The 25,826-nt window shown below is 69.5% G+C and carries 23 protein-coding genes; 12 read left to right on the top strand and 11 right to left on the bottom strand.

Annotated features, from left to right (window positions below):
• Positions 1 to 44: 44 nt before the first annotated feature.
• From LQF12_RS14750 to LQF12_RS14740, 3 genes are read right to left on the bottom strand one after another with little or no spacing between them, the layout of a single operon-like run.
• A complete protein-coding gene (locus tag LQF12_RS14750) occupies positions 45 to 863 on the bottom strand; it encodes a hypothetical protein (RefSeq protein WP_231053657.1) in 819 nt (272 codons plus the stop codon).
• Entirely contained in the window at positions 860 to 1,606 is a 747-nt protein-coding gene (locus LQF12_RS14745; protein WP_231053656.1) for an ABC transporter ATP-binding protein, read from the bottom strand. The genes LQF12_RS14750 and LQF12_RS14745 overlap by 4 nt, the downstream gene beginning before the upstream one ends.
• Positions 1,575 to 1,955 carry a GntR family transcriptional regulator gene (locus tag LQF12_RS14740; RefSeq protein ID WP_231053655.1) on the bottom strand — a complete coding sequence of 127 codons (381 nt, stop codon included), beginning with the start codon at positions 1,953 to 1,955 and terminating at the stop codon, positions 1,575 to 1,577. Before LQF12_RS14740 ends, LQF12_RS14745 begins: the two co-directional genes overlap by 32 nt.
• Before the next feature lie 134 nt (positions 1,956 to 2,089).
• Here LQF12_RS14740 and LQF12_RS14735 point away from each other — a divergent pair, with 134 nt between their 5' ends.
• The 9 genes from LQF12_RS14735 (at position 2,090) to LQF12_RS14695 (ending at position 11,321) form a co-directional block, all read left to right on the top strand.
• Complete coding sequence (locus tag LQF12_RS14735) at positions 2,090 to 2,908, top strand: phosphotransferase (RefSeq protein WP_231055624.1); 819 nt, start codon at positions 2,090 to 2,092, stop codon at positions 2,906 to 2,908.
• Between the two features lie 176 nt (positions 2,909 to 3,084).
• A complete protein-coding gene (gene dnaK / locus LQF12_RS14730) occupies positions 3,085 to 4,959 on the top strand; it encodes a molecular chaperone DnaK (RefSeq protein ID WP_231053654.1) in 1,875 nt (624 codons plus the stop codon).
• Entirely contained in the window at positions 4,956 to 5,645 is a 690-nt protein-coding gene (locus tag LQF12_RS14725) for a nucleotide exchange factor GrpE (protein WP_231053653.1), read from the top strand. Before dnaK ends, LQF12_RS14725 begins: the two co-directional genes overlap by 4 nt.
• A 64-nt stretch (positions 5,646 to 5,709) precedes the next feature.
• Positions 5,710 to 6,735, top strand: a complete 1,026-nt coding sequence (locus tag LQF12_RS14720) for a DnaJ C-terminal domain-containing protein (protein ID WP_231053652.1) — start codon at positions 5,710 to 5,712, stop codon at positions 6,733 to 6,735.
• Positions 6,736 to 6,740: 5 nt separating this feature from the next.
• Positions 6,741 to 7,145 (top strand): heat shock protein transcriptional repressor HspR, encoded by a 405-nt coding sequence (locus tag LQF12_RS14715; RefSeq protein ID WP_231053651.1) that lies wholly within the window; start codon positions 6,741 to 6,743, stop codon positions 7,143 to 7,145.
• Positions 7,146 to 7,234: 89 nt separating this feature from the next.
• Entirely contained in the window at positions 7,235 to 7,942 is a 708-nt protein-coding gene (locus LQF12_RS14710; RefSeq protein ID WP_231053650.1) for a DUF4282 domain-containing protein, read from the top strand.
• A gap of 216 nt (positions 7,943 to 8,158) precedes the next feature.
• Positions 8,159 to 9,805: a glucoamylase family protein gene (locus LQF12_RS14705; RefSeq protein WP_231053649.1), complete on the top strand. Its 1,647-nt coding sequence runs from the start codon at positions 8,159 to 8,161 to the stop codon at positions 9,803 to 9,805.
• An 86-nt stretch (positions 9,806 to 9,891) separates the two neighbouring features.
• Positions 9,892 to 10,542, top strand: a complete 651-nt coding sequence (locus tag LQF12_RS14700) for a pyridoxine/pyridoxamine 5'-phosphate oxidase (protein ID WP_231053648.1) — start codon at positions 9,892 to 9,894, stop codon at positions 10,540 to 10,542.
• Positions 10,539 to 11,321 carry a maleylpyruvate isomerase family mycothiol-dependent enzyme gene (locus LQF12_RS14695; protein ID WP_231053647.1) on the top strand — a complete coding sequence of 261 codons (783 nt, stop codon included), beginning with the start codon at positions 10,539 to 10,541 and terminating at the stop codon, positions 11,319 to 11,321. The genes LQF12_RS14700 and LQF12_RS14695 overlap by 4 nt, the downstream gene beginning before the upstream one ends.
• A 6-nt stretch (positions 11,322 to 11,327) precedes the next feature.
• On the opposite strand, the gene LQF12_RS14690 is transcribed toward LQF12_RS14695, so the two are convergent.
• The 3 genes from LQF12_RS14690 to tdh all read right to left on the bottom strand — a co-directional run bounded on the left by LQF12_RS14690 (position 11,328) and on the right by tdh (position 15,973).
• A complete protein-coding gene (locus LQF12_RS14690; protein WP_231053646.1) occupies positions 11,328 to 13,385 on the bottom strand; it encodes a prolyl oligopeptidase family serine peptidase in 2,058 nt (685 codons plus the stop codon).
• A gap of 299 nt (positions 13,386 to 13,684) precedes the next feature.
• Positions 13,685 to 14,908: a glycine C-acetyltransferase gene (locus tag LQF12_RS14685; protein ID WP_231053645.1), complete on the bottom strand. Its 1,224-nt coding sequence runs from the start codon at positions 14,906 to 14,908 to the stop codon at positions 13,685 to 13,687.
• A 9-nt stretch (positions 14,909 to 14,917) separates the two neighbouring features.
• Positions 14,918 to 15,973 (bottom strand): L-threonine 3-dehydrogenase, encoded by a 1,056-nt coding sequence (tdh, locus tag LQF12_RS14680; RefSeq protein ID WP_231053644.1) that lies wholly within the window; start codon positions 15,971 to 15,973, stop codon positions 14,918 to 14,920.
• Between the two features lie 116 nt (positions 15,974 to 16,089).
• Between tdh and LQF12_RS14675 the strand changes: the two genes are divergently transcribed.
• Genes LQF12_RS14675 through LQF12_RS14665 form a run of 3 tightly spaced genes read left to right on the top strand, consistent with a single transcriptional unit; the run spans position 16,090 to position 20,349 of the window.
• A complete protein-coding gene (locus LQF12_RS14675) occupies positions 16,090 to 16,755 on the top strand; it encodes a hypothetical protein (RefSeq protein ID WP_231053643.1) in 666 nt (221 codons plus the stop codon).
• 54 nt (positions 16,756 to 16,809) lie between these two features.
• The gene (locus LQF12_RS14670) at positions 16,810 to 17,826 is read left to right on the top strand and encodes a LacI family DNA-binding transcriptional regulator (protein WP_231053642.1); all 1,017 of its coding nucleotides are present in this window, start codon (positions 16,810 to 16,812) and stop codon (positions 17,824 to 17,826) included.
• A 24-nt stretch (positions 17,827 to 17,850) separates the two neighbouring features.
• A complete protein-coding gene (locus LQF12_RS14665) occupies positions 17,851 to 20,349 on the top strand; it encodes a glycoside hydrolase family 2 protein (protein ID WP_231053641.1) in 2,499 nt (832 codons plus the stop codon).
• Between the two features lie 24 nt (positions 20,350 to 20,373).
• On the opposite strand, the gene LQF12_RS14660 is transcribed toward LQF12_RS14665, so the two are convergent.
• The 5 genes from LQF12_RS14660 to LQF12_RS14640 are packed head-to-tail and all read right to left on the bottom strand — an operon-like array spanning position 20,374 to position 25,826.
• Positions 20,374 to 21,021 carry a hypothetical protein gene (locus LQF12_RS14660; RefSeq protein ID WP_231053640.1) on the bottom strand — a complete coding sequence of 216 codons (648 nt, stop codon included), beginning with the start codon at positions 21,019 to 21,021 and terminating at the stop codon, positions 20,374 to 20,376.
• A gap of 2 nt (positions 21,022 to 21,023) precedes the next feature.
• Positions 21,024 to 21,938 carry a carbohydrate ABC transporter permease gene (locus LQF12_RS14655; protein ID WP_231053639.1) on the bottom strand — a complete coding sequence of 305 codons (915 nt, stop codon included), beginning with the start codon at positions 21,936 to 21,938 and terminating at the stop codon, positions 21,024 to 21,026.
• Positions 21,938 to 22,912: a carbohydrate ABC transporter permease gene (locus tag LQF12_RS14650; RefSeq protein WP_435531195.1), complete on the bottom strand. Its 975-nt coding sequence runs from the start codon at positions 22,910 to 22,912 to the stop codon at positions 21,938 to 21,940. Before LQF12_RS14650 ends, LQF12_RS14655 begins: the two co-directional genes overlap by 1 nt.
• Entirely contained in the window at positions 22,909 to 24,201 is a 1,293-nt protein-coding gene (locus LQF12_RS14645; RefSeq protein WP_231053638.1) for an ABC transporter substrate-binding protein, read from the bottom strand. The genes LQF12_RS14650 and LQF12_RS14645 overlap by 4 nt, the downstream gene beginning before the upstream one ends.
• A 44-nt stretch (positions 24,202 to 24,245) precedes the next feature.
• The gene (locus LQF12_RS14640) at positions 24,246 to 25,826 is read right to left on the bottom strand and encodes an apiosidase-like domain-containing protein (RefSeq protein WP_231053637.1); all 1,581 of its coding nucleotides are present in this window, start codon (positions 25,824 to 25,826) and stop codon (positions 24,246 to 24,248) included.

The following is a 25,826-nucleotide window of genomic DNA, read 5'->3' as shown; positions in this document are numbered from 1 at the left end:
AGCGAGTGGCGGGGCGCGCGAAGTCCGGTTCGGCTCGACCTTCTTCACACCAGCGACACCCGCCGCTTCCACGAGTGCACGCTCCACATGATGCAGATCAGGGTCGCCACCAGCAGCCCCGGGATGAAGCCGAGCGGCATCACATCGGCGGGGGAGGGCCCGGAGGCCATCTCGGCGAAGAGGTTGAAGGGGACCATGGCCAGCCGGCCTTCCTGCGCCCCGACGGCGAGCGGGACCGCGGCGAAGGAGACGAAGGTGATGATCTGCACGCCGAGGTAGACGGCGATGTAGACCAGGACCGGGCCGCCCGCGCCCCAGCGGTTCAGCGGGGCCTGACTACCGATCGTGGCCGCGAAGAAGTACTGCGCCGGCCAGATCAGGATCATCGCCACGAAGGTCGCGACGGCGGCCACCACGCCCCACACCGGGGCCATGTCGGTGAGCAACGTCCACCCCTGCTGCAGCGTCGTCAGGATGCGGAACTGATCCCCGGTCCCGATCGCGACCAGCGGCGAGGCAGCGAGTGCCAACCCGATGCTCAGGAGTGCCCCGAGCAGCGAGGCGGCCCAGGCCCAGAGCATCTTCGCCCAGTAGATTTGTGGCCCGGGCACGGGCAGGGTCTGGGTGAGATAGCCGCCGCGCCCGTGGCTCGACTGCCAGTAGCGCACGGCCAGGAGGATCTGGGTGAGGGGGACGAGCGCGACGATGGCCATCAGAGCCATCACGAGCCCGAGCTGACCCAGCACCGGCCAGCCGGTGGCGGCGAGCAGCGAGCCCAGCAGGGCGAGCAGCGCGGCAGCGCCGGCAGCCACCCCGAGCAGGCCGCGTGTCTGGATGAACTCATGCTTGAGCAGGGTGATCATGAGCGGTACACCTTTCGGAAGATCTGCTCCAGGCTGGCGCCGTGCTCGGCCCGGAGATCGTCGACATGACCGGTGAGCAGCACGCCACCGCGGCGCATCATCACCACCGAGTCCAGCGAGGTCTCGAGGTCGTGAACCAGATGGGTGGCCACGAGGAGGAGCGAGTCCGGCTCGAGGGTGCGCAGGATCGCCTCGAGGATCCCTTCCCGCGCCGAGGGATCGACGCCGGAGATCGGCTCGTCGAGCAGGTAGACCCGGGCGCGGCGGCCCATCGTCAGTGCCACGTGCACCTTCTCCCGCATGCCCTTGGACATCTCCTTGAGGCGCATGGAGGGCTCGAGTCCGAACGAGGCGATGAGCTCGGCTGCCCTGGCCCGGTCGAAGTCAGTGAAGAAGTCTCCGAACAGGTCCAGCAGGTAGTTCACCCGGTAGCGCTCCGGGAGAGCGCTGCGGTCGGGTAGATAGGAGACGAGCGCCTTCGTCTGCGGCCCCAGCGGGTGACCGGCGATGCGGACCTCCCCGCTGTGATCGGCGTAGACGCCGGCGAGAGTCTTCAGCAGCGTCGACTTGCCGCAGCCGTTCTCGCCGAGCAGGCCGACGATCTGTCCGCCGGGCAGGGTGAGATCCAGGTGGTCCACGGCGGTCCGGGCGCCGTAGCGCACGGTCAGCTCCCGGACGCTGACGAGGGTGTCGTTGTCGGTCATGGCCGGTTCACGCTCCGGCCGGGTGGTCGTGGTGGTCATTCCATCTCTCCTCGATCAGGCGCCGAGCCTGGGCCGCGGACATCCCTAGACCGCGGGTTCGGCGGACGAAGTCGTCGGCGGCGTCTTGTGCGAGCTCGGCGCGCAGGGCGTCGATGTGGTGTTCCTCGGTGGTGACGAACCGGCCGGCGGTGCGTTCGGACCGGCACAGGTCCCGCCGCTCCAGTTCCGCCAGCGCCCGTTGCACGGTGTTCGGGTTCACGCCGAGGTCACCGGCGAGCTCGCGCACACCGGAGATCCGGCTCCCAGCCGGCCACGTGCCGGTGACGATCCGTCGCGAGAACTCGGCCACGAGCTGGCCCCAGATCGGGGAGCTGGTGTCGAACTCCATCGGGGCCTCTTCCGTAATGCTGTATTAGGTACGTAATACAGTGACACGACGAGGGCGTACCGTCAAGCACTCTCGCGTGGCAACATCGAATGGTGCCTCACGGACAAGGGTCGGATCTCAGTGGATTGACGGCGGTGCAGCGGGAGTGCCTGGAGCGGTGGTTGCCCGGCTTGACCATCGAGGCGGACATGAGCTGGGGGTTGGTGGCGACGACGGTCCTGCGGGCGCGGTCCGGCGATCGTCGCCTGGTGATCAAGGCTGGCGGGCCATCCGACCACCACATCGTCCGCGAGATCCGTGCGCACTGCCGGTGGACCCGGCCCTGGGTGGCCGAGGGTCGTGCCGCCCGGCTGCTGTATGCCGATGACTCGGCGAAGGTGCTGGTGACCGACTACCTCCCCGGTGAGCTCGTCGAGGGCTCGCCGGTCGAGGCGCGGCTCGACGTCTACACGCAGGCCGGAGAGCTCCTGCGGCACTTCCACGGCCAGGCGAGCCTCGCCGATGCCGACTACGAGGTGCGGATGAATGCCAAGGCCGAGGCATGGCTCGACGGTGCCCACCGGATCGACCCGGAGGCGCACGCGCGATTGCGCGCGATGGTCGCCCAATGGGGCCCGGTGGCCGTGACCTGTGTGCCCACCCACGGCGATTGGCAGGGGAGGAACTGGCTGTGGGACGACGGGGTGCTGCGGGTGATCGATTTCGGGCGCGCGGCCATGCGCCCGGCCGCGGAGGACCTGGAGCGCCTGGCGGTCCGCGAGTTCGTGAAGGTCCCGGGGGCTGAGCGCGCCTTCTTCGACGGGTACGGCACCGATCCTCGCGATCCGGAAGCCTGGTGGCGCCAGCAGGTACGCGCCGCGATCGGGACCGCGTGCTGGGCCTATCGGGTCGGCGACGAGACGTTCGAGCTCGAGGGCCACCGGATGATTGCCGACCTTCTCCGCGATCGCTGAGGTGGACCGCGGGTGCGCACGCCGTCGGGAATAGTCTGCCCGCGCACGTAGTTGAGCCATAGAGACTCAAGTTCAGTGCTCTCGATTTGATCTTCGGATCGGTCCGCCGCACACTTGAGTGCGGAAGACTCAACCACTCGCCTCCGGCATCCCCGGAGCGGAAGGAGCAGCAGACCATGGCACGAGCCGTCGGTATCGACCTCGGCACCACCAACTCCGTGGTGACCGTCCTCGAAGGTGGCGAGCCCACCGTCATCGCCAACGCTGAGGGCGCCCGTACGACGCCGTCGGTGGTGGCCTTCTCCAAGACCGGTGAAGTCCTCGTCGGTGAGGTCGCCAAGCGGCAGGCGGTCACCAACGTCGATCGCACCATCACCTCCGTCAAGCGCCACATGGGCACCGACTGGAAGACCGAGATCGACGACAAGTCCTACTCGGCCCAGGAGATCTCCGCGCGCATCCTCGGCAAGCTGAAGAAGGACGCCGAGTCCTACCTCGGTGAGCCTGTCACCGATGCGGTCATCACCGTCCCGGCCTACTTCAACGACGCCGAGCGCCAGGCCACCAAGGACGCCGGTCAGGTCGCAGGACTGAACGTCTCCCGCATCATCAACGAGCCCACCGCCGCCGCCCTGGCCTACGGGCTGGAGAAGGGCAAGGAGGACGAGCTCATCCTGGTCTTCGACCTCGGTGGCGGAACCTTCGACGTCTCCCTGCTCGAGGTCGGCAAGGACGAGGACGACTTCTCCACGATCCAGGTGCGCGCCACCAACGGTGACAACCGCCTTGGTGGTGACGACTGGGACCAGCGCGTCGTCGACTGGCTGGTCAAGCAGGTCAAGAACAACAACGGGGTCGATCTTTCCAAGGACAAGATCGCCGTGCAGCGTCTGCGCGAGGCCGCCGAGCAGGCCAAGAAGGAGCTCTCCAGCGCGACCTCCACCAACATCTCGCTGCAGTACCTGTCCATGAGCGAGAACGGCCCGATCCACCTCGACGAGCGCCTTACCCGCGCGCAGTTCGAGCAGATGACCTCGGACCTGCTGGACCGCACCAAGACCCCGTTCCACAACGTCATCAAGGACGCCGGGATCTCCATCTCCGAGATCGACCACGTCGTGCTCGTGGGTGGCTCCACCCGGATGCCCGCCGTGACCGAGGTCGTTAAGGAGCTCACCGGCGGCAAGGACCCCAACAAGGGAGTCAACCCGGACGAGGTCGTCGCCGTCGGTGCCGCGCTGCAGGCCGGTGTGCTCCAGGGTGAGCGCACGGACGTGCTGCTCATCGACGTCACCCCGCTCTCCCTCGGTATCGAGACCAAGGGTGGCGTGATGACCAAGCTGATCGAGCGCAACACTGCCATCCCGACCAAGAAGTCCGAGGTGTTCTCCACCGCTGAGGACAACCAGCCGAGCGTGCTGATCCAGGTGTTCCAGGGTGAGCGTGAGTTCGCCCGCGACAACAAGCCGCTGGGTACCTTCGAGCTCACCGGGATCGCTCCGGCCCCGCGCGGGATGCCGCAGGTCGAGGTCACCTTCGACATCGACGCCAACGGCATCGTGCACGTCAACGCCAAGGACCGTGGCACCGGTCAGGAGCAGTCGATGACGATCACCGGCGGCTCCGCGCTCTCCGAGGAGGAGATCAACCGGATGGTCCAGGAGGCCGAGGCGCACGCCGCGGAGGACGCCAAGCGGCGCGAGGAGGCCGACACCCGCAACTCGGCCGAGCAGTTCGCCTACTCCACCGAGAAGCTGCTCAACGACAACTCCGAGAAGCTCCCCGAGGACGTCTCCTCGGTGGTCCGGGCCGATGTCGACGCCCTCAAGTCCGCCCTGGAGGGTGAGGACATCGAGGCGATCAAGGCCGCGCAGACCAAGCTCGGTGAGTCCAGCCAGAAGATCGGCGAGGCGCTCTACGCCCAGCAGTCCGCCGAGGGCGGCGCCTCCGAGAGTGCCGACGGCACCCCCGCCGGAGAGTCCGCTCAGGACACCACCGAGGACGAGGACATCGTCGACGCCGAGATCGTGGACGAGGATGAGAAGAAGTGACCGAGCCCGACCAGCGACCTGACCAGTCAGGCACGCCCAACCCGGAGGAGCAGCCGGTCGTGCGCGACAAGCGCCGGCTGGACCCGATCACGGGCGAGCTGCGCACCCCGGAGGAGGTGGCCGCAGCCGACGCTGCGGCCACCGCAGCCGTGCAGGACCCCGACGGCGCAGCCTCCGAGCCCCTGGGCGGGAACTCCGCCGCCGGCTCCGCCACCGAGACGGGCGCCGACGATCCGGTGGCAGCCGCACAGGCTCAGGCCGCCGATCTGCAGGATCAGCTCGCGCGCGCCAAGGCCGACCTGTACAACCTCGACCAGCGCTTCAACCAGTTCGTCAAGCGGTCCCGGGTGGAGGCGCAGGCGGAGAAGGGGCGTGGCGTCGAGTCGGTCGTGGAGGCGCTGATCCCGGTGCTCGACGACGTCGACGCGGCTCGCCAGCACGGCGGACTCGAGGGCCCGCTCGCGTCCGTGGTGGAGAAGCTCGAGGCGACGCTGACCACCCGGTTCGAGGTGGAGCGGTTCGGCGCGACCGGGGAGGACTTCGACCCGAACGTGCACGAGGCGCTCATGCACTCCACCAGCGAGGAGGCCGAGTCCGAGACGGTCAGCCAGGTGCTCCAGCCCGGATACCGGGTGGGTGAGCGTGTGGTGCGGCCGGCCCGGGTCGCGGTGACCGGCCCGCAGTGACCGCGCGCAGGTACCCAGGGCCGGCACCGGTGGATGGCACGAGGATCGAAGGAGGTGTGGCGACATGACGGGGCAGGACTGGCTGGAGAAGGACTTCTACGCGACGCTGGGTGTACCCAAGGACGCCGACGCCGCCGCGATCAAGAAGGCCTACCGCAAGCTGGCCCGCACCTGGCACCCCGACCAGAACCCGGGGGACGCCCAGGCGGAGCAGAAGTTCAAGGAGATCGGCGAGGCCTACGGGGTGCTCTCCGACCCTGAGCAGCGCAAGCAGTACGACGGACTGCGCGCCATGGCCGGAGGCGGGCCCCGGTTCGCCTCCGGCCCGGGCGGCGCCGGGGCGGCCGGGGCTGCCGGGTTCGAGGATCTCTTCGGCGGCATGTTCACCGGCGCCGGAGGCGGCTCCCGCGTGCGCTACAGCTCGCCCGGTGGCGGGATGCCCGGCGGCGGCTTCGAGGACATCCTCGGCGGCCTGTTCGGCGGGGGCATGCCCGGTACCGGGCCCACCGGGTCTGCCGGGTTCCAGCGCAGCGCCCCGGCCAAGGGCGGGGACATCACCACCTCGGCCTCGTTGCCCTTCCGTTCCGCCGTCGAGGGCGCGACCGTCTCCCTCACGCTCGAGCGCAGCCGGTCGATGACCGTCCGTATTCCCGCCGGTGTGCGGGACGGGCAGAAGATCCGGTTGGCCGGCAAGGGGCAGCCCTCGCCCAGCGGCGGGCCTGCCGGCGACCTGATCGTCACCGTCCACGTGGAGCCGCACCCAGTGTTCGCCATGAAAGGCAAGAACCTCACCATCACCGTGCCGATCACCTTCCCCGAGGCGGTCAACGGCGCCACGATCGCGGTGCCCACACTCTCCGGGGAACAGGTGCGGCTCAAGGTCCCGGCCGGCACGCAGTCGGGTTCCCGGTTGCGTGCCAAGGGTCGTGGGGTGCCGGGCAAGAACGGCGACGGCGACCTGATCGTCACGGTCGAGGTGGCCGTGCCCCGCAACCTCAGCAAGGACGCCGCCGAGGCGCTCGAGGCCTTCGCAGCTGCCTCCGACGGCACGGACCCCCGCGCGCACCTGGCTGCAGCCGCGAAGGGGTGAGCCTGATGGCCGGCTACGACGCACCGATCTTCCTGATCTCGATAGCCGCCGAGCGTGCCGGGATGCACCCCCAGACGCTGCGCCAGTACGACCGGCTCGGCCTGGTGGTACCCCGGCGCGCCCGTGGGCAGGGCCGGCGCTACTCCCAGCGCGACGTGGACGTGCTGCGCGAGGTGCAGCGGCTCTCCCAGGAGGAGGGCATCAACCTCGCGGGCATCAAGCGCATCCTCGAGCTCGCGGCCGAGAACGAACGCCTCGAGGTGGACAACGCGCGGCTGCGCGATCGAGCTGGCCTGAACCGCCGGGTGTTCACCGCCGACGCCGCCGGCGACGTCGTCGCCGTCCCGCTCGGCACCCGGTTGCGCCGGGTGCAGTCGAACGCAATGGTGCTCTGGCGTCCGCAGCGCTGAGGGTCGCCGGGGTTCGCCGCGCAGGAGTGTCCAACGTCAGTGGGCATGGCTAGGGTCGTGGGGTATCGCTCCCACTCCTGGAGGTCCCCATGTCCTACACCCCGCCCCCGCCGGGCCAGAACGAGCCGAACCCCGCCTACGGGCAGCAGCAGCCGCCTCCGGCCGGGACGCCGTCCTACGGGTCGTCCTCGCAGCAGCCGCCCTCGTACGGCTCCGCGTCCCAGCAACCGCCCGCGGCCACGCCGTCCTACGGGGGTGCCTCGCAGCAGCCGGCCTACTCCGACCCCGGGCAGCAGCAGGGTTACGGTGACGCCGGGCAGCAGCCGGGCTACGGGGACGCCGGGCAGCAGCCCGGCGGGCCGGGCTACGCACCACCCGGGCAGCCGATGCCCGGATACGGCGGTCAGCCCGCGGCCGGGTACGGCCCCGGTTACCCGCAGGCCGGTGGCAGCGGCGGGGGGAGCGGGAACGGCTTCTTCAGCGCGTTCTTCGACTTCTCGTTCTCGAAGTACGTGACGCTGACCTTCGCCAAGGTCATCTTCATCATCGCCATCGTCATCGCGATCCTCTGGTACCTCGGAGCGATCATCAGCGGCTTCGGCGCCGGTGCGCTGAGCAGCATGGCAGACCCCTACGGCCGCAACGACGGCGGCGGCGCCATCCTCGGCGTGCTCGCGATCCTGTTCGGTTGGATCCCGCCGGTGCTGTTCCTCATCGGCGTGCGGATCGGGCTCGAGTTCGTGGTCGCAACGATCAAGACGTCGCAGAACACCGGGGTCCTCGCCGAGCGCGACTGACCCCGCTGCGGTGCCCGGGCCGTGCTGCAGCGGTCCGGGCGCCGCTGGCTCCCCGCCCTTGCCGCACCCGATGTATGCGCATACAGTCGGGAGCGCGACGGCGCAGCACCCTTTCCGGTGCGATGCTCGCCGCCGGCCCGCCGCAACGTGGCGGACGGCAGGGTGAACTCGACGCGCCTCGTGCATGGACACGTTCGCGACGAAGGGATCGACGGCATGCGCGCACGACTGACAGCCGTGCTGGCCGGGGCGGCGCTCGCGCTGACCCCGCTGGCAGCAGCGGCAGCACCTCCCGGCCCAGGTGGGCAGTTCGACCCGGGTGCCCCAGGCTCAGTGGCCGACAGGGACAACGGTGCCGGGAACGACTGGCGCACCACCGGCGGCCAGCCTCCCTGGGCACAGCTGGATCGCTCCGACCGCGCCCAGGTGCGCCAGTGGGCGGCGGACACGTGGGCCTCGATGGATGCGATGACCGCTCCATCCACGGGGCTGCCGGCCGACAACATCGAGGGCGACCTCTCGCCGGCAAGCCGTTCCGGGTACACCTCCCCGACCAACATCGGCTCCTACCTGTGGAGCACGGTGGTCGCCCGCGATCTCGGACTGATCTCGCGTGCCGACGCGCGCGAGCGGATGTCCCTCACCCTCGAGACCCTCGCGTCGATGGAGAACCACGAGGCCAGCGGCCTCTATTTCAACTGGTACGACGAAGCGAGCGGCGACCTGCTGGACGAGTTCGACTCCGGCGAGCAGATCGACCACTTCGTCTCCACCGTCGACAACGGCTGGCTCGCCGCCGCCTTCATGATCGTCCGCCACGCCGAGCCGGCGCTGCGTGAGCAGGCGCAGACCCTCCTGGACGAGATGGACTTCAGCTACTTCTACAACCCCGACGCCCGCGGCGGTGACCTGCCCGGCTGGAACCGTGGGGGCTTCTGGACCGAGCAACCGCCCGCTGAGCAGTGCGCCGAGCCGGCGAACTACGGTGAGCCAGGTGGTGAGGACCTGTACTACACCTGCCACCACTACGACGTGCTGAACTCCGAGACGCGGATCGCGGTGTATGTCGGGATCGCGCAGGGGCAGATCCCTGCGGAGGGCTACTACTCGCTCTACCGCACCATGCCGGGCGGCTGCGACTGGTCCTGGCAGGAGCAGGAGCCTGTGGGCGAGACCGTGACCCACCAGGGCGTGGAGGTCTTCCAGGGCACCTATGGCTACGACGAGATGCGCTTCGTGCCCACCTGGGGCGGCGCGATGTTCGAGGAGCTGATGCCGGACATGATCGTCCCCGAGGCGCGCTGGGGAGCCGACTCGTGGGCGATGAACCACCCCGCCGCCGTCGAGACGCAGATCCGCCACGGTGAGGAGGCCTACGGGTACTGGGGCTTCTCCCCCTCCTCCGACCCGTTCGCCGGGTACCGCGAGTACGGCGTGGACCTGGCCGGCATCCAGTCCGACGGCTACACCTCCGACGTGGAGAAGACCGACGCCGACATCGGCTACGGCGACTGCCGTGAGGCCGCCAACCCGGACCCCGAGTACGGCACCGGCGTGATGACGCCCCACGCCGCCTTCCTCGGGATGTACTACGCGCCGCAGGCAGCCCTGGAGAACCTCGACGCGATGGCCACCGACCTCGGCGCCTACGGGCCGGGCGGCTTCTACGACGCGGTGGCCACCGACGGTACGGTGGCCGAACGGTACCTGTCCCTGGACCAGGGGATGGTGATGGGCGCCGTCGGGAATGTGCTCGGGCATGACGCCCTGCACCGGTACTTCGCCCGCGGCGAGGTGCGCCAGGTGCTGGCACCGTTGATCGCCGCTGAGGACTTCGGCGCCGTGGGGCCCGGCGGGGACTGACCCGGCTGGTTCGTCGTCGCCGGCTCTGCGCGCCGCACGGCTGCGCAGGGTTGGCGCCGGTGCTCCCCGGCGGTCATGATCGGGGGATGAGCCTGCGGACCTGGTTGAGTGAGTTGCCCGCCCTCGACCGCGACGCGCTCGTGGCATTCGATCCCGATGCCGCCCCCGAGAACCCGGCCGAGCTCTTCACCGACTGGCTGCAGCTCGCAGCCGATCGCGGGCTGCCCCTGCCGCACGCCCTGAATCTCGCGACGGCGACCCCGGGCGGAGAGGTCGGCGCCCGGACCGTCATCCTCAAGGACCTCACTGACGGCGACTGGGTGATCGCCACCGATGCGCGTAGCCCGAAGGCCGAGGCGGTGGCCGCGAACCCGCTCGCCGCCCTGACGGCGTTCTGGGCGCCGATCGGCCGGCAGGTGCGGATCGGCGGGCCGGTGCGCGATCTCGGCGACGAAGCCGCGGCGGCCGACTTCCTCGAGCGCCACCCGGGCGCGCGCGCCGCGACGATGACCGGTGTGCAGAGCGAGCCGCTCGAGAGCATGGAGACCTATGACCGCGCCTACGCGGAGGCGAGGGACGCCGTCGAGCGGGAGCCCGGCCGGGTGCCGCCCACCTGGCGGTGCTATGCGATCGCGGCCACGACTGTGGAGTTCTGGGCCGCCCGGCCCGGTGGCGGACAGATCCGCCTGCGCTACGCCCTCGAGGGGACCTGGCGCAGGGGACTGGTGTGGCCATGACGCCGACCGACCCGACCACCGATCATCTGCGCGCCGTCGAGGAGGCGGAGACCGGCTTGGACACGATGATCGAGGCCGTGGTGGGCCTCGAGGAGGAGGGCCTGCGCCAGCCGGTCCCGCTGCCGGGGTGGACCCGCAGCCACGTCCTTGCCCACGTCGAGGTGGTCGGCGAGGCGCTCGCCGTGCAGATCGAGCAGGCCGCCCGCGGGCAACAGGTGCCCTTCCTGGCGGGCGGCCGCGCCGAGCTCGATCGCGCCGTCGAGAGCCGATCCGGGTTCAGCCATGCCGAGCACCTGGCAGCACTGCGCACCCTGCGGGCGCGGCACCACGCCAGCCGCCCCGACGCCGACGACCTGATCTGGTACGAGCCCGTCACCTTCCGGCAGGGGACCGTGGTCGACGTGGCGCTGGCCTGGTGGCGCGAGACGCGCGTGCACCTGGTCGACCTGGACTGCGGTGCCCGCCCGGAGGATGCCTGGTCCCGTGAGCTGACCGAGCACCTGGTCGATTTCCTCTCGGTGCGCCTGCCCGAGAACGCCGAGATCGCGCTCGATGCCCCGGACGAGGAGTTCAGCTACACGGTGACCGGCTCGAACTTCGCGATCGGCCCGCTCGTGCGGGTGCCGAAGAAGCCGCTGCTCATCACCGGGTCCCTGGTGCAGCTGACGGCCTGGCTCGCCGGCCGGGAGGTGGCTGAGCCGCCGACGGCGCTGCAGGGGGACCGGGAGGTGCCACTGCCCGAGCTGGGGCCGTGGCCCTCGGCCCTGCGATCCTCCTGAGGCGCCTCAGCCCAGTCCCAGGCGCTCAGCCAGGAACCGGTAGGCGAGGGCGCTCATGTGCGCTGCCTGGGCATTGGTCGCCGCCCCGCCGTGCCCGCCCTCGATGTTCTCGTAGTAGGTGACGTCCTTGCCGGCCGCGAGCATCTGAGCCGCCATCTTGCGCGCGTGGCCGGGATGGACCCGGTCGTCGCGGGTGGAGGTGGTCAGCAGCACCGGCGGGTACTCGGCCTCGGGGTCGAACAGGTGGTACGGCGAGAAGGTGCGGATGAACTCCCACTGCTGCGGGTCGTCCGGGTCGCCGTACTCGGCCATCCAGGAGGCGCCGGCGAGCAGGTGGGAGTAGCGCTGCATGTCCAGCAGCGGCACCTGGATCACCACGGCGCCGAACAGCTGCGGATACTGCGTGAGCATGTTCCCGGTGAGCAACCCGCCGTTGGACCCGCCCTGCACGCCGAGGTGCTCCGGCGAGGTGACCCCCCGGGCGATGAGATCCTTCGCGACGGCGGCCATGTCCTCGTAGGCCTTGTGGCGCTTGTCCTTCAGGGCGGCCTGGTGCCAGGCGGGCCCGTACTCGCCGCCACCACGGATGTTGGCGAGCACGTACACCCCGCCGCGCTCCAGCCAGGCACTGCCCATCCCGCCGGAGTAGGTGGGGGTCAGGGAGATCTCGAAGCCGCCGTAGCCGTAGAGCAGGGTCGGGTTGGACCCGTCCAGGGTCAGGCCTTCGGGGCGCACGAGGAAGTACGGGACCTGCGTGCCGTCGTCGGAGGTGGCGAAGTGCTGCTCCATCGCCAGACCGGCCGGGTCGAAGAACTGCGGCATCGCTTTCAGCGGCTCGGGCTCGGCACCGATCTCGGCGATCGAGAGCGTCGTCGGGGTGAGGAAATCGGTGGCGGAGAGCCAGACGGCGTCCGACTCGCGCGGGTCGACCGGGGAGACGTCCACGGTGCCCACCTGCGGGGCGCCCACGAACTCCGACTCCCGGAAGCGTCCGCCGTCGGGGGTGAGGACGACGAGGCGGTTCTTGACGTCGTCCAGGATGTTGAGCACCAGGTGGCTCCTGGTCCAGGCGAAGTCCGCCAGGGACGTGCTCGGGGTCGGTTCGTAGAGCACGTGGAAGTCACGCGAGCCGGCGAGGAAGGTCTCCAGGCCGAGGGCGAGCAGGGAGCCGCCCGGGTAGGTCTGGGTGATCGCGCGCCCGGCCTCGTCGGTGTCGGTGACGGTCCAGTCCTCGCGCAGCTCGATGGTGAGCCACTCCCGGTGCAGGCCCGGGTTCGCCGAGCGGGGGACGTCGATCCGGGTGAGGGTGCCCTCCTCGAGCAGGTACAGCTCGTGCTCGTAGAAGGCGATGGCGCGCGAGACCAGGTCCCGCTCGAACGCGGGTGTGGAGTCGTGCATCGCGGCGATGTAGAGGTCCTCGGCCTCGCCCTCGTAGACGATCTCCGCCCGCTCCAGCGGGGTGCCGCGGCGCCACCGGCGGGCGATGCGGGGATAGCCGGAGGTGGTCATCGACCCCTCGCCGGTGTCGGTGAACACGAACAGGGTGTCGGAGTCGATCCAGGAGGTGCCGCCCTTGGACTCGGGACGGTGGAAACCGCCCTCGACGAACTGTTTGGTCTGCAGGTCGAACTCGCGGGAGACATCGGCGTCGGCGCCGCCGCGGGAGAGGTCCACGATGGCCAGCCGGTAGGCATCCGGGCCGGTGCGCAGCACCGAGGCGCCGTGCCAGACCCAGTTCGCATCCTCGGCCTCGTTCAGGGCGTCGATGTCGAGGACGATCTCCCACTGCGGGGAAGCGCTGCGGTAGGACTCCAGCGTGGTGCGGCGCCAGAGGCCCCGCTCGTGATCGGCGTCCCGCCAGAAGTTGTAGTAGTGCTCGCCCACCTTGGACAGGCCCGGGATCTTCTCGTCCGAGTCGAGGATGGAACGGATCCGGTCCCGGGTGGCGGTGAACTCCGGCGTCGCGGCCAGGGTGGCGGCCTGCGCGGCGTTGCGGGCGCGGACCCAGTCGAGTGCCTCGGTGCCCTCGACGTCCTCGAGCCAGCGGTACGGGTCGTGTCTCACGTGCGGTCCTCGCAGGGGGTGTGGGTCGATGGGGCCTCGATCAGCCTAAGCCTGGAACGGTCGCAGCCGCGGTGTCGCGGTGCCTGCGTCCTCGTAACCCGCGGGTTCCTGACCGCGCCGACACACCGGCGTGATCTGCGGCAGCATGGTGCCGCAGACCGACGCAGCCGTGTCGTTGCGGTCACGCAGGGACCAACGATGGGACCGGCGGCGACCACCGCGACGTCATCCTGGCCGATTCACAAGTGACGGGTTCCAGCGCCACCGTGCCGAATGTGGCACGGCACCGCTGGAGCGCGTCAGTTCGGTACGGCCTCCCGGGCAGCCACGAACGCCGCCACGCAGGCCTCGACGTCCGCGCTAGAGTGCGCCGCCGAGAGCTGCACCCGGATCCGGGCCTTCCCGCGCGGGACCACCGGGTAGCTGAACGCGGTCACGTAGACCCCGCGTTCGAGCATCGCATCGGCGATCCGGGCGGCCAGGGCGGCATCGCCGAACATCACCGGGACGATGGCGTGCTGACCGGGCAGCAGCTCGAAGCCCTCCGCGCTCATCCGCTCCCGGAACAGCGCGGCGTTCGCCTGCAGCTGCTTGCGCAGATCGGCCGAGTCGGCCACGAGGGCCAGCGCGGTCAGCGTCGCGGCCACGATTGGCGGAGCCAGGGAGTTGGAGAACAGGTACGGCCGGGCCCGCTGGCGCAGCAGCTCCACGATCTCGGCCCGCCCGGCCACGTAGCCGCCGGAGGCGCCGCCCAGGGCTTTGCCGAAGGTCCCGGTGGTCAGGTCGACCCTGTCGCCGACCCCGGCGTGCTCCGGTGTGCCCGCGCCCGTGGGCCCCATGAACCCGACGGCGTGGGAGTCGTCCACCATCACCAGCGCCCCGAACTCCTCCGCCAGGTCGCAGATCTCGGCCAGCGGTGCCAGGTAGCCGTCCATGGAGAACACCCCGTCGGTGACCACCAGGATCCGGCGCGCCCCGCCTTCGGTTGCCCGGACGAGCTGGGTGCGCAGGTCGGCCATGTCCCGGTTGGCGTACCGGAACCGGCTCGCCTTGCACAGCCGGATGCCGTCGATGATGGAGGCGTGGTTGAGCTCGTCGGAGATGACGGCGTCCTCGGCGCTGAGCAGCGTCTCGAACACGCCGCCGTTGGCGTCGAAGCAGGAGCCGAACAGGATCGAGGCCTCCGCGCCGAGGAACGCTGCCACCCGGCGCTCCAGCTCCAGGTGCTGATCCTGGGTACCGCAGATGAAGCGGACCGAGGCCATCCCGAAACCGCGCTCGTCCAGCGCCCGGTGGGCGGCGGCGACGATGTCCGGGTGGCCGGCCAGGCCGAGGTAGTTGTTGGCACAGAAGTTCAGCACCTCGGCGGGTGCACTCGCGGACGTGCCGGAGGGGCCGCCGTCGGGAGGGGAGGTCAGCACGTGCGCGGACTGCGGCGAGGCGATGGCCCGCTCGTGCTTGTAGAGCCCGGCCGAGCGCAGCTCGTCAAGCTCGGCGCGCAGGCACTCAGCGATCGTGTACATCGATGCTCCTCACAACTTCGTCCAGTCCAGCACGACCTTGCCGCTCCGCGCCGCCTGCGCGGCGGCGAAGCCCTCCTGCCAGCGCGAGGCGGGCAGCCGGTCGGTGACCACCGAGGTGACGGCGTCGAGCAGCCACTCGGAGGTCTGCAGCATCGCGCTCATCGCGTTCCAGGTCTCGAACATCTCGCGGCCGTAGATGCCCTGCAACGTGAGCATCTGGGTCACCACGAGCGACCAGTCCATGTCGATCGGCTCGCTCGGCAGACCCAGGATGGCGATCTTGCCGCCGTGGTTCATCACCGTGATCATCTCCGGCAGCGCGCTGGCGTGGCCGGACATCTCCAGCCCGACGTCGAAGCCCTCTCGCAGGTGCAGCAGCTCCTCCGCCCGGTTCACCGGGGTGGTGGCCACGTTCAGCGCCAGGTCCACGCCCATCCGCTCGGCGAGGGCGAGCCGCTCGGGGGAGACGTCGGTGATGGCCACGTAGCGGGCACCGGCGTGGCGCACCACCGCCGCGGCCATCAGCCCGATCGGGCCGGCGCCGGTGATCAGCACATCCTCGCCGACCACACCGAACTTCAGCGCCGTGTGCACGGCATTGCCGAAGGGGTCGAAGATCGCGCCGAGCTCCGGGCTGACGTCCTGACTGCCCTCGCGGGTGTGGGACCAGATGTTCTCCTGCGGGATCACCACGTACTCGGCGAACGCGCCGTCGCGCTGCACACCGACCGAGATCGTCCGGATGCACAGCTGCCGCCGGCCCGCGCGGCAGTTGCGGCACATGCCGCACACGATGTGGCCCTCGCCGGAGACCAGCTCACCGATCCCGATGTCACCGACCATCTCCCCGACGGCGACCACCTCGCCGTAGAACTCGTGCCCCGGGATCAGCGGAGCGCCCACCATCGAGGAGGCCCAGGGGTCCCAGTCGAGGATGTGCAGGTCGGTGCCGCAGATTCCGGTGGTGTGCACGCGGACCTTCACCTCCCCGGGCCCGGGCTGCGGTTCGGGTCGGTCGACGAGCTCCAGCCCGGGGTGGGGGCCGGCCTTGTACAGGGCCTTCATCCTTGGTGATCCTCCTGGGTTGTCCAGATGATGGAACGCTATCAAGGCTGCTGTGGCCTCACTCGCAGGGCAGGCCTGCCCATGGCGCCGCGTGCACCGCGAGCTAGCGTGGGCCCATGGCCTATCCCGCGCTGCCTGTGAAGACCTCCACCACCGGCCCGAAGATCCTCACCTTCGCCGGGGCCTTCGCGCTGCTGGTGACCGTGGCGGTGGCTGTGCTGGTGGTCCGGCTGTTCCTCTCGGTGGTCCCGCTCGGTGTCGTGGCCGCCGACGGCGCTCCCGGTCCGGACGCCGTCGGGGGCACCGAGGTGCCGGGCAGCGTGAGCGTGGAGCTGGCGGCGGACACCACCTACGTGGTCTACCTCGCAGCGCCGACCGGGTCCGAGGCCGAGCTCGCCGGGGACGTCACGGTCACCGACCCGGCGGGTGCGGAGGTGCCCCGGATTCCCGGGCCCGCGAGCACCTCCACCCGCGACGGTGTCACGGCCGAGGATGTCTACACCTTCCGGGCCGGCGCGGCGGGCGAGTACACGGTGGCGGCGCCAGCGCTCGCCGATCCGTCGGCGTCTGCCTCGGCCTCGATCGTGGTGGCGCAGGGCCATGACATGCCCGGATTCTTCGCCGGTCTGTTCGGCACGATCTTCGGCGTGTTCCTCGCCATCGGACTGGGCATGGTCGGACTGGGTATGACGGTGGCGGGGGGCATCTGGTGGTACGTGCGGCGCTCTCGGCGCCGCCTCTCGCCCGGTGCTCCACCGCCGCGGGAGGAGTGGCAGCGCTGACGGGCGCGGCGGGCGCGCGCTGCCGGCCGCGCGATCTGGCCTAGGATCCCCTTCATGCCGAAGGGGCAATCCAGCCGCGTGACGATCGCCGATGTCGCTGCCGCAGCCGGGGTGTCGAAGATGACGGTCTCGATGACGATGAACGACCGTCCCGGCATCTCTGCGCAGACGCGAGGCCGGGTCCGCGAGGCCGCAGCGGCACTGGGATGGGAGCCCGACAGCACGGCGCGCCGGCTCGCGGGTGCCGGCGCGGGGGCCGTGGGTCTGGTCATTCGGCGCCCCGCTCACCACGTCTCGGCCGACACCTTCTACATGCAGCTGATCGCCGCGATGGGCTCACACCTGACGTCGAACGGCCTGGCGCTGACTCTCAATGTGGCCGAGTCGGTGGCCATCGAAGAGGAGATCTACGCGTCCTTCGCTCGCCGGCGCTCGGTGGACGCCGTGCTGGTGACTGACGTCGCCGCCGAGGATCCGCGGGCCGAGCTCCTGGCGGGCCTCGGGCTACCCAGCGTCGCGCTGGGCGGCCCGGGGACGCAGTTCGCCACGTTGGCGGCGGACGTCTCGAGTGTGGCCGAACAGATCGTGGACCATCTCGGCGATCGCGGTCACCGGTGTCTCGGGCGGGTGGCGACGAGCCCGGACTTCTACTACTCCAGAGCTCGGTCGGAGGCGTTCGCCGCCCGGGCAGCCACGCGGGGGCTGACCGTGCACGTGCTCGAGGGCGCGATGACGATGGCCGAGAGCGAGGCGATGACCGGACCACTGCTCGAGAGCGGGGTGACCGCGCTCGTCTATGACAGCGATCCGCTCATGCTCGGCGGACTCGCCGCCGCTCGGCGTTCGGGGCGGGCCGTGCCGGAGGACGTGGCCGTGGTCTCCTGGGACGGCTCCGGCCTGACCCCCTATCTCACTCCCGCGCCCACGCTGATCAGACGGGATGTCGCGGCGCTGGGGATCGGGGCGGCCGAGGCGTTGATGGCCGCTACCCGCACACCACCGGGCCCCGGATTCCTGGCCGAAGGGCGCGACCTGTCCCTCCCAACCCTGCAGGTGGGGGAGACGACCTAGCGTTGTACCGGTAAAGTGACCCGGATGGAGAGCATTGAACCCGCCTGCTGGCCGCTCGAGGACTGGACTCTGGACCTCGCCGATCCCGGGTGGGCGCACGTGCCGCCCCATGTGCGTGAGGCGATGCCGATCACTGCGTCGGTGCCGGGGACCGTCCACCTGGATCTGCTGGCCGAGCGGCTGATCCCGGATCCGTACCTGGACCGGAACGAGATCCGCAGCGACTGGATCGGTCGGGTCGAGTGGGTCCTGCGCCGGGATGTGCAGATTCCCCCGGAGTGGTTCACCTCCGAGGGCGCGCTCGTGCCCGGTGCGGAGGTGGCGCTTGAGCTCGACGGCGTGGACACGATCGCCACCGTCCGGGTCAACGACATCGAGGTCGCGCAGACGCAGAACATGCACCGCCGCTACGCGGTGCCCCTGGCCGGTGCGCTCCGGCCCGGTCGCAATGAGATCGCCGTCCAGCTGCATTCGGCCTGGCGGTACGCCGAGGCGTACCGGGACCGGACGCCCCCGATGCCGAACGCCTACCCGGCGCCCTTCAACTTCATCCGCAAGAACGCCAGCAACTTCGGGTGGGACTGGGGGCCGACGCTCGTCACCGCTGGGCTCTGGCGCCAGGTGCGGCTGGTACGCCGTGTGGCCGGTCGTCTGGCTTCGGTGCGTCCGCAAACGACTCTCGAAGGCTCGAGCGGGCGCGTGATCGTCGATGTCGACGTCGACAGCTATGCCGCCGACGGCGACGCTCGCGTCGTTGCCTCCGTCGCCGGTGTCACCGCGGTGCAGGAGGTGACATCGGCGAGCTGCCGGCTCGTGCTGGACGTGCCCGACCCGGACCTGTGGTGGCCGCGCGATCTCGGCGGCCAGGCGTTGTACGACCTCGAGGTGAGCCTCGAGGTAGAGGGGCGCGCCGTCGACCGGTGGTCTGCCCGGGTGGGCTTCCGTAGCCTGCGCCTGCTCACCGAGGAGGACGAGCGCGGCTCCGAGTTCGCCTTCGAGATCAACGGTGTGGTGATCCCGGTGCGTGGGGCGAACTGGATCCCCGACGACTGCTTCCTGCCGCGGGTCGATCAGGCCCGGCTCGCCGAGCGCCTCGATCAGGCGGTCGAGGCGAACCTGAACCTGCTGCGGGTGTGGGGCGGTGGCGTGTACGAGAGCCGGGAGTTCTACGAGGCGTGTGACGAGCGCGGGCTGCTCGTCTGGCAGGACTTCCTGTTCGCCTGCGCCGCCTATCCGGAGGACGAACCACTGCGCGGTCAGGTGCGCGCCGAAGCGCGTGACAACGTCGAGCGCCTCATGCCGCACCCGAGCCTGGTGCTGTGGAACGGCAACAACGAGAACATCTGGGGCTGGCACGACTGGGGCTGGCAGGACGTGCTCGATGGCCGGCCGTGGGGTGAGGGCTACTACCTCCACGACCTCCCCGAGATCGTCGCCGACGTCGACCCCACCCGGCCCTACTGGCCGGGCAGTCCGTACTCCGGCGGCGATGCCCACCCGAACGACCCCACCCGCGGCTGCACCCACGAGTGGGGCGTGTGGAACAAGAAGGAGTGGCGTCATTACGCCGATGCCGCACCACGTTTCGTCTCCGAGTTCGGGTGGCAGGGCCCGCCGACGTGGTCGACGATCACGCGGTCGATCTCCGATGATCCCCTGACTCCCGAGTCGGTCGGGATGCTCCATCACCAGAAGGCGGAGGACGGGAACGGCAAGCTCGCCCGAGGTCTGGAGCCGCACCTGCCGGTGCCCCACGACATGGTCGACTGGCACTACGCCATGCAGCTCAACCAGGCTCACGCCATCCGGTACGCCATCGAGCACTACCGGTCCTTGCGGCCCTACAACACCGGCGTCGTGATCTGGCAGCTGAACGACTGCTGGCCCGTCACCTCGTGGGCCGCGGTCGACGGCTACGGCCGGAAGAAGCCGCTCTGGTACGCGATGCGTGACGCCTTCGCACCGCGCCTGCTCACCACCAGCAGCGCCGCGGGCGCCCTCGAGGTGGTGGCAGTCAATGACGGGGGCGATACCTGGCGCGAGGAGGTGAGCATCGCCCGCCTCGACTTCGACGGGAACGTCCTGGCCACGCAGACGCTGCGGCTTCCGGTCGACCGGCTGAGTGCCGCGCGGGCACCGATCGATGAGCGGGTGGCCCGTCCCGGCGACCCGGCCGGCGAGCTGTTGCACCTGTCCACGCCGTCCGGGGTCGAGACCACCCACTTCTTCGCCGTGGACAAGGAGCTCCGGCTCACGCCACCGGCCCTGCACACCGAGGTCGCCGTGGAGGGAGCCGAGGTGGTGCTCACCGTGCGGGCGCGATCCGTGGTCAAGGATCTCTGCGTGTTCGCCGACCGGCTCGCTCCGGCGGCCGAGGCCGATCGGATGATGCTCACGTTGCTGCCGGGCCGGACCTACGAGGTCAGGGTCCACGGCGTGCCCGCCGAGCGAGCTCGCGAACTCACCGAGGCCCCCGTGCTCCGCTCGCTCAACGATCTTGTCTCGGGGTCGCCGCGCGGGTGAGGGCGTCGCATGTCCCGCGTGCGCTCAGGCGGGGATGTGTGTCGTCCGTCGCCACAGGAGCACGGCCATGCGTTCGGTGCATCGCCGCCACCCCATGGCGCTCACGTGGGCCAGCACGCCGGGCACGAGGAGGATCGTCACGGGCACTGCGAGCACCAGCACTGTGCCGACCACACCCGCGAGCACCACGTTCGCGGCACTGAGCGGGGATGCGGCGACCGCTGCCGCCGCCGTCCGGACCGTCAGCCGTAGGCGCACGACCGAGGCGTGGCCCTCCGGCTCCCTCGCGCCGACGGTCGCGACGGCAGCGGGCAGCACTGCTCCGAACAGCGCGAGCGCCACCGCCACGCCGAGGAGCCCCAGCAGGATCGGAACGCGCGCGGCGCCGAGCTGGGAGACGACCGAGAAGTTGACGGCCAGCACAGCAACGGCCAGCAACCAGAGCCCCAGCACCACGGTGGATGTGCGGATCCGGGCGAGCCCGCAGCGGACGAAGGCTCGGCTGACGGAGCCGTGCAGCTCGCCGTCCTGCCGCATCCGCGCGACCTCCACGAGCGCCGACGTGCCTGCCGGTGCGGTGATCACGGGAAGGGCGCTGATCATCCACAGAGCGCTCAGCCACATCGTCTCCACCACCCGGGCGAGGCCATCCAGGAGACCGTCGAGTCGCATCGTCAGCCCTTGAGCCCGGTGGTGGAGATGCCCTCCACGATCTGACGCTGGAAGAGCACGAACATGAGGACCAGCGGCAGCAGTGACAGCGTGCTCATCGCAAGCATCGGCCCCCACGCGGACTCGCCCGTGGTGTCCAGGAACATGCGCAGAGCCAACGGAACCGTGTACAGGGCCGTGTCGGAGATATAGATCAGCTGCGAGAAGAAGTCGTTGTACGTCCAGATGATGGTGAAGATGGCACCCGTCACCAGAGCAGGACGAAGCAGCGGAAAGATGATGGTGGTGTAGATCCGCAGCGGCCCCGCGCCGTCGATCTGCGCGGCCTGGTCCAGTTCCTTGGGAATGCCTCGAATGAACTGCACGAAGAGAAAGATGAAGAACGCATCCGTGGCCAGGAATTTCGGTACCGTCAGCGGGAGGAAGGAATTCACCCACCCCAACTCGTAGAACAGGGTGTACTGCGGGATCAGCGTCGCGTGATAAGGGAGCATGATGGTGCCGAGCATCACCGCGAACCAGATCGCGCGCATGCGAAACCTCAGGCGTGCGAACGCATAGGCGGCCATCGAGCATGTCAGCAGGTTTCCCACCACCGCGAAGGCGCTGATGATGAACGAATTGAGGTAGAAGGTCTCGAAGGGTTCGCGTAACCCGTTCCATCCCTCCGCGTAGTTCTCCCACCGGAACACCTCGGGAAGCAGGCTGGCGCTTCCGGAGAAGATCTCCGAGTCCGGCTTCAACGAGCTGGCAGCCATCCACACCACCGGATACACCATGGCGATGGCGCCGAGGGCCACGAGCAGATGGAGCGGGATCCGGCGGATCCATCGCGTAGCGCTGCCGCGGCCGGTCCGAGGCGACTCTCGACCGTCGGTCGCCGGGCCGGGCGGCCCGGGTGCGGTGAGCGTAGACATCATCGACCTCCGTCTTCGTAGTGCACCCAGAACCTGCTGAGTGCGAAGTTGATCGCCGTGAAGAGCGCGATGATCCCCAGGAGCACCCAGGCGAGTGCAGACGCATAGCCCATCCGGAAACTGGTGAAGCCCTCGATGTAGATGTACAGCGTGTAGAAGAGTGTGGAATCCGACGGCCCGCCTGTGCCACCGCTGACGATGAACGCCGAATTGAACGCCTGGAACGCGCCGATGAGCTGAAGAATCGCGTTCAGGAAGATGACAGGCGTGATGATGGGCAGCGTGATCTTGAAGAAGCGCTGTAGTGCTGAGGCGCCGTCGACGTGGGCAGCTTCGTAGTACTCGGCGGGCACCTGCCGTAGCCCGGCGAGGAAGATCACCATCGGGGAGCCGAACTCCCAGACCCGAAGCAGGATCAGGGTCCAGAGAGCGAAGTCCGGGTCGGCGATCCAGGTCGGTGGGTTCTCCCACCCCAGGCCGCGCAGGACCACGTTGACCACGCCTTCACGGCCGAAGACCTGCCGCCAGAGGACCGCAACGGCCACACTTCCCCCGAGCAGACTGGGCAGGTAGTACAGAGCGCGATAGGCGCTGACCCCGCGCATGGCACGGTTGAGCAGGACTGCCACCATGAGGGCGAAGGCCAGCTGGAGCGGGACCGAGACGAAGACGTACGTCAGCGTCACGGCGACCGACGAGAGGAACCGGTCGTCCTCGGTGAACATGCGCTCGTAGTTGTCGAGGCCCACCCAGTTGGCACTCGAGAGCAACGAGAAGTCGGTGAAGGAGTAATAGAGCGAGACGAGCATCGGGCCCGCGGTGAGGATCGCGAGGCCGATGAACCACGGCGTCAGGAACAGGTACCCCCAGCGGCCCTCCGAGGCGTGCATCGCGTTCCGGCGGCGCCGGACCGGGGGCTCCTCCCCGGCCCCGGGCCCGGCGCCGGCCGTCCGGCGTGACAGCAGCGAGGTCATGACTCGAGTGCTCGCTCAGCGTCTTCGAAGAACTTGTCGACTGCTTCGTCGACGCTCGCGTCACCGAACATCACGCTCTCTGTGGCGGCACTGAAGGCGGTGTTCACGTCGGTCCAGGCGGTCGGGAACTCCTGGTCCAGGCTGATTGCCTCGTCGGCCAGCTCGTCGGTGAGGAGGTTGATGTAGTCGATGAAGTTCTGTTCGGGCTCGGTGTACTCGAGTTCGTCGCGCAGTGCACGGTTCGGCGGAGCGCCGAATTCCGCCCCCAGTACCTCCACAGCCGCGAGGTCGTTGAAGATGAAGTTGAGGAAGTCGACGGCCGTGTCCGGATCGCCGGTCTCGGAGAACACCGAGACCCAGTTCGAGCCGCGGAGGAAGTGCCCGCTGCCCTGGCCATCCGGATCGATCGGGAGCGTGGTCAACGCGAGGCGGCTCTCGGTGAGCGACTGCATCGAGTTCATCGCGTTGGCGTAGGTCTGGTGGTTGATGGCGTACCCACGGATCAGCGCCGAAGTCTCGAATGTGCCGGCCTCGGCCGTGATGTCCGAGGGTGGTGCGGCACCCTCCTCGCGCAGCATCTCCCAGTAGGAGATCCAGTCCTCGAGGTCTCCGCGCTCGAAACCGAGCTGGCCGTCCGCCGTGAACGCGTACTTGCCCCGCTGTAGCAGCCACACCTTGAATCCTTGATCCAGCTGGGTGGAGCGGTCCTCGGTCCCGTAGAAGTCGCCGTCGACGGCTCGTGAGATGTCGGCACTGAACGTGAGCAGGTCCTCCCAGGTGTAGCCCGGTTCGGGCAGCTGCATGCCCAGGCTCTCCAGGCGATCGACGTCGTAGATCACGCCGTGCGCGTTGTCGCCGTAGCTCAGGGCGCTCACCGATCCGTCGATGCGGCCGAGGTCGACGATGCCGTCAGTGAATGCGGAGACGTCCAGTCCCGAGCCGAGGTAGTCGTCAAGGGTCAGCAGTGCGTCCTGGCGAGCGAAGGTGGCGATGTCCGCGTGGAAGATGGCCATGATGTCGGGGGCGTTCCCGCCGCTGACCTGTGTGGCGAGCCGGTCGATGTAGTTGTCCACGCTCGCAGCGTCGAGACCGATGCTGCGATCCGGGTTCGCCTCGGCGTAGAGCGCGAAGACCTGCTCGAGCAGATCGAGGCGGCTCGAACTGCCGTACTGGGACATGGTCAGCGACCCGGACCCTCCCGAGTTGCTACCGCACGCGGCGAGCCCGGCCCCCAGCGTTGCCCCGGCGCCGAGCCCGGCCGTGGCCTTCAAGAACATCCTGCGATCCATCTGTATCTCCTTTGATGTGTGGGTCTGGTGGGGTGTGGCGCGGCTCAGTTCACGTGAAGCACGGTGAGCGTCCAGCCCGACGGGGGCGTCAGGGTGTGCGTGCCGCTGGCGAGCGGCCCGATCTGCTGGCGCTCGCCGGTGAGGGGGTCGAGCCAGGTCGCGCTCAGCGCGCCTGTGTCGGAACGGATGTCGATGTCGATCTCGGCCGCGGTGTCGGTCATGGCCACGTACTCGCGGCCGATCTCCCCGCGCACCATGACGGGAACCTGCGCCCGCGCAACTCCTGCGAGCGGGATCAGCCGCCGATGGTCGACCCCTCCCCAGAAGTCGGCGAGCACGCGGGCGCCGCGGTAGCCGGGAGGCTCCGGGAACGGGATGAACAGACTCCAGGCGGTGTTCCGGTAGTAGTAGTTCGGGTAGGCCCCGCCGAGCACGATGTGCCACATGCGGCGCGTGACCTCCTGCCAGGACTGGTCATGGTCGGGGTGGTCGGACGGGAGATCGTCGATGCCGGACTCGTAACCGAACTCGATGTTGATGTAGGGCTTGGCCCAGCGGCGGTGATGCTCGACCGCATCGGCGTGGATGTCCTGCAGGATCTGGTCGGCGGTGACGTCCGTCAGAGCGTCGATCAGCTCGTTCTCGAAGCGGACGAACTGCCGGCCCCAGTCCACCCGGGGCGGGGGGTTGGTGTCGTGCGCCGTCACGAGGCGCTGATAGCCGTCGAGCTGTCGGAACAGGGCCAGGCGCGTCCAGATGTACTCGGCCGGACGGTGGTAGGTCTCCTTGGCGACGTCCCAGATGATCGAGCCGAATGCTTGGTACCGGGCGATGATCTGCCGCCAGTAGCGCTCGTCCTCCGGCGTGCCGGGCTCAGGCCAGTTCACGTCCTTGTTGTAGACGTGCACCATCAGGTGGGTGGCGAGGCCCTGATCGTGCAGCAGACTGATCGCGCGATCCATGTGTGCGAAGAACGAGGGGTCGAGCCGGCCGTAGTCGGGGGTGTCGTTGCCGCCGGGCCAGGGCGCGATGCTCGGCACCACCCATCGCGGGTCCGTCTCGAGGTCCTCCGCCACGTACTGCCGGAAGGAGTGGGCGTAGGCGTTGACGGTGACGGCCGTGAACCCCGCGCCGGCGATCGATTCGACGACCTCCCGCACCCGGGTCAGCTCCGGGTCGTCCTGGTCGACCATGAGCAACCAGTCCGCCTCGTACCCGAGGAAGAAGAAGCTCGCGCCATCGGCCCATCGGAAATGCCGGCCGAACTCGGGGTCGATGCCGAGCGCGCCGTGCCCGGCGCGTTCGGAGGAGACGTCGGCCTCCAGTACTGGTGCGCTCAGGAGTACCCCTTCCGAGCCATGCGTGGTGACGTGCCAGGTGCCGGTCTGAGGGAAACTCACGCGAGCGCGCAGCCCGAGTACCTCGTCGTAGAACGCCGGCACGGTGATCACGACGGCGTCCGGGCCGGTGAGCGTGACGCTCACGTCCAGGTCGAACGGGTTCGTGCCTGGTGCGAGGGCGTCGTCGAGAACGGCATCGAGCGCGATGTCGACGACGGCGTCACGGGCCACGTGGATGTGGTCACCGAGAGTGTGGCTCGGGATCGGTGCGGTGAGGGTGGTCAT

Origin of the sequence: Ruania suaedae (genome assembly GCF_021049265.1) — a bacterium.
Classification (GTDB): Bacteria; Actinomycetota; Actinomycetes; order Actinomycetales; family Beutenbergiaceae; genus Ruania; species Ruania suaedae.
This window is presented reverse-complemented; position numbering and strand designations above follow the sequence as displayed.

Bases quoted from the DNA above. Each gene is read 5' to 3' on its own strand.
- LQF12_RS14645 (WP_231053638.1), bottom strand. From the start codon at position 24,201: ATGGATCGCAGGATGTTCTTGAAGGCCACGGCCGGGCTCGGCGCCGGG.
- LQF12_RS14750 (WP_231053657.1), bottom strand. From the start codon at position 863: ATGATCACCCTGCTCAAGCATGAGTTCATCCAGACACGCGGCCTGCTC.
- LQF12_RS14705 (WP_231053649.1), top strand. From the start codon at position 8,159: ATGCGCGCACGACTGACAGCCGTGCTGGCCGGGGCGGCGCTCGCGCTG.
- LQF12_RS14660 (WP_231053640.1), bottom strand. From the start codon at position 21,021: ATGCGACTCGACGGTCTCCTGGATGGCCTCGCCCGGGTGGTGGAGACG.
- dnaK (WP_231053654.1), top strand. From the start codon at position 3,085: ATGGCACGAGCCGTCGGTATCGACCTCGGCACCACCAACTCCGTGGTG.
- LQF12_RS14695 (WP_231053647.1), top strand. From the start codon at position 10,539: ATGACGCCGACCGACCCGACCACCGATCATCTGCGCGCCGTCGAGGAG.
- tdh (WP_231053644.1), bottom strand. From the start codon at position 15,973: ATGAAGGCCCTGTACAAGGCCGGCCCCCACCCCGGGCTGGAGCTCGTC.
- LQF12_RS14720 (WP_231053652.1), top strand. From the start codon at position 5,710: ATGACGGGGCAGGACTGGCTGGAGAAGGACTTCTACGCGACGCTGGGT.
- LQF12_RS14655 (WP_231053639.1), bottom strand. From the start codon at position 21,938: ATGTCTACGCTCACCGCACCCGGGCCGCCCGGCCCGGCGACCGACGGT.
- LQF12_RS14670 (WP_231053642.1), top strand. From the start codon at position 16,810: ATGCCGAAGGGGCAATCCAGCCGCGTGACGATCGCCGATGTCGCTGCC.
- LQF12_RS14685 (WP_231053645.1), bottom strand. From the start codon at position 14,908: ATGTACACGATCGCTGAGTGCCTGCGCGCCGAGCTTGACGAGCTGCGC.
- LQF12_RS14745 (WP_231053656.1), bottom strand. From the start codon at position 1,606: ATGACCACCACGACCACCCGGCCGGAGCGTGAACCGGCCATGACCGAC.
- LQF12_RS14700 (WP_231053648.1), top strand. From the start codon at position 9,892: ATGAGCCTGCGGACCTGGTTGAGTGAGTTGCCCGCCCTCGACCGCGAC.
- LQF12_RS14740 (WP_231053655.1), bottom strand. From the start codon at position 1,955: ATGGAGTTCGACACCAGCTCCCCGATCTGGGGCCAGCTCGTGGCCGAG.
- LQF12_RS14710 (WP_231053650.1), top strand. From the start codon at position 7,235: ATGTCCTACACCCCGCCCCCGCCGGGCCAGAACGAGCCGAACCCCGCC.
- LQF12_RS14675 (WP_231053643.1), top strand. From the start codon at position 16,090: ATGGCCTATCCCGCGCTGCCTGTGAAGACCTCCACCACCGGCCCGAAG.
- LQF12_RS14665 (WP_231053641.1), top strand. From the start codon at position 17,851: ATGGAGAGCATTGAACCCGCCTGCTGGCCGCTCGAGGACTGGACTCTG.
- LQF12_RS14715 (WP_231053651.1), top strand. From the start codon at position 6,741: ATGGCCGGCTACGACGCACCGATCTTCCTGATCTCGATAGCCGCCGAG.
- LQF12_RS14650 (WP_435531195.1), bottom strand. From the start codon at position 22,912: ATGACCTCGCTGCTGTCACGCCGGACGGCCGGCGCCGGGCCCGGGGCC.
- LQF12_RS14640 (WP_231053637.1), bottom strand. From the start codon at position 25,826: ATGACCACCCTCACCGCACCGATCCCGAGCCACACTCTCGGTGACCAC.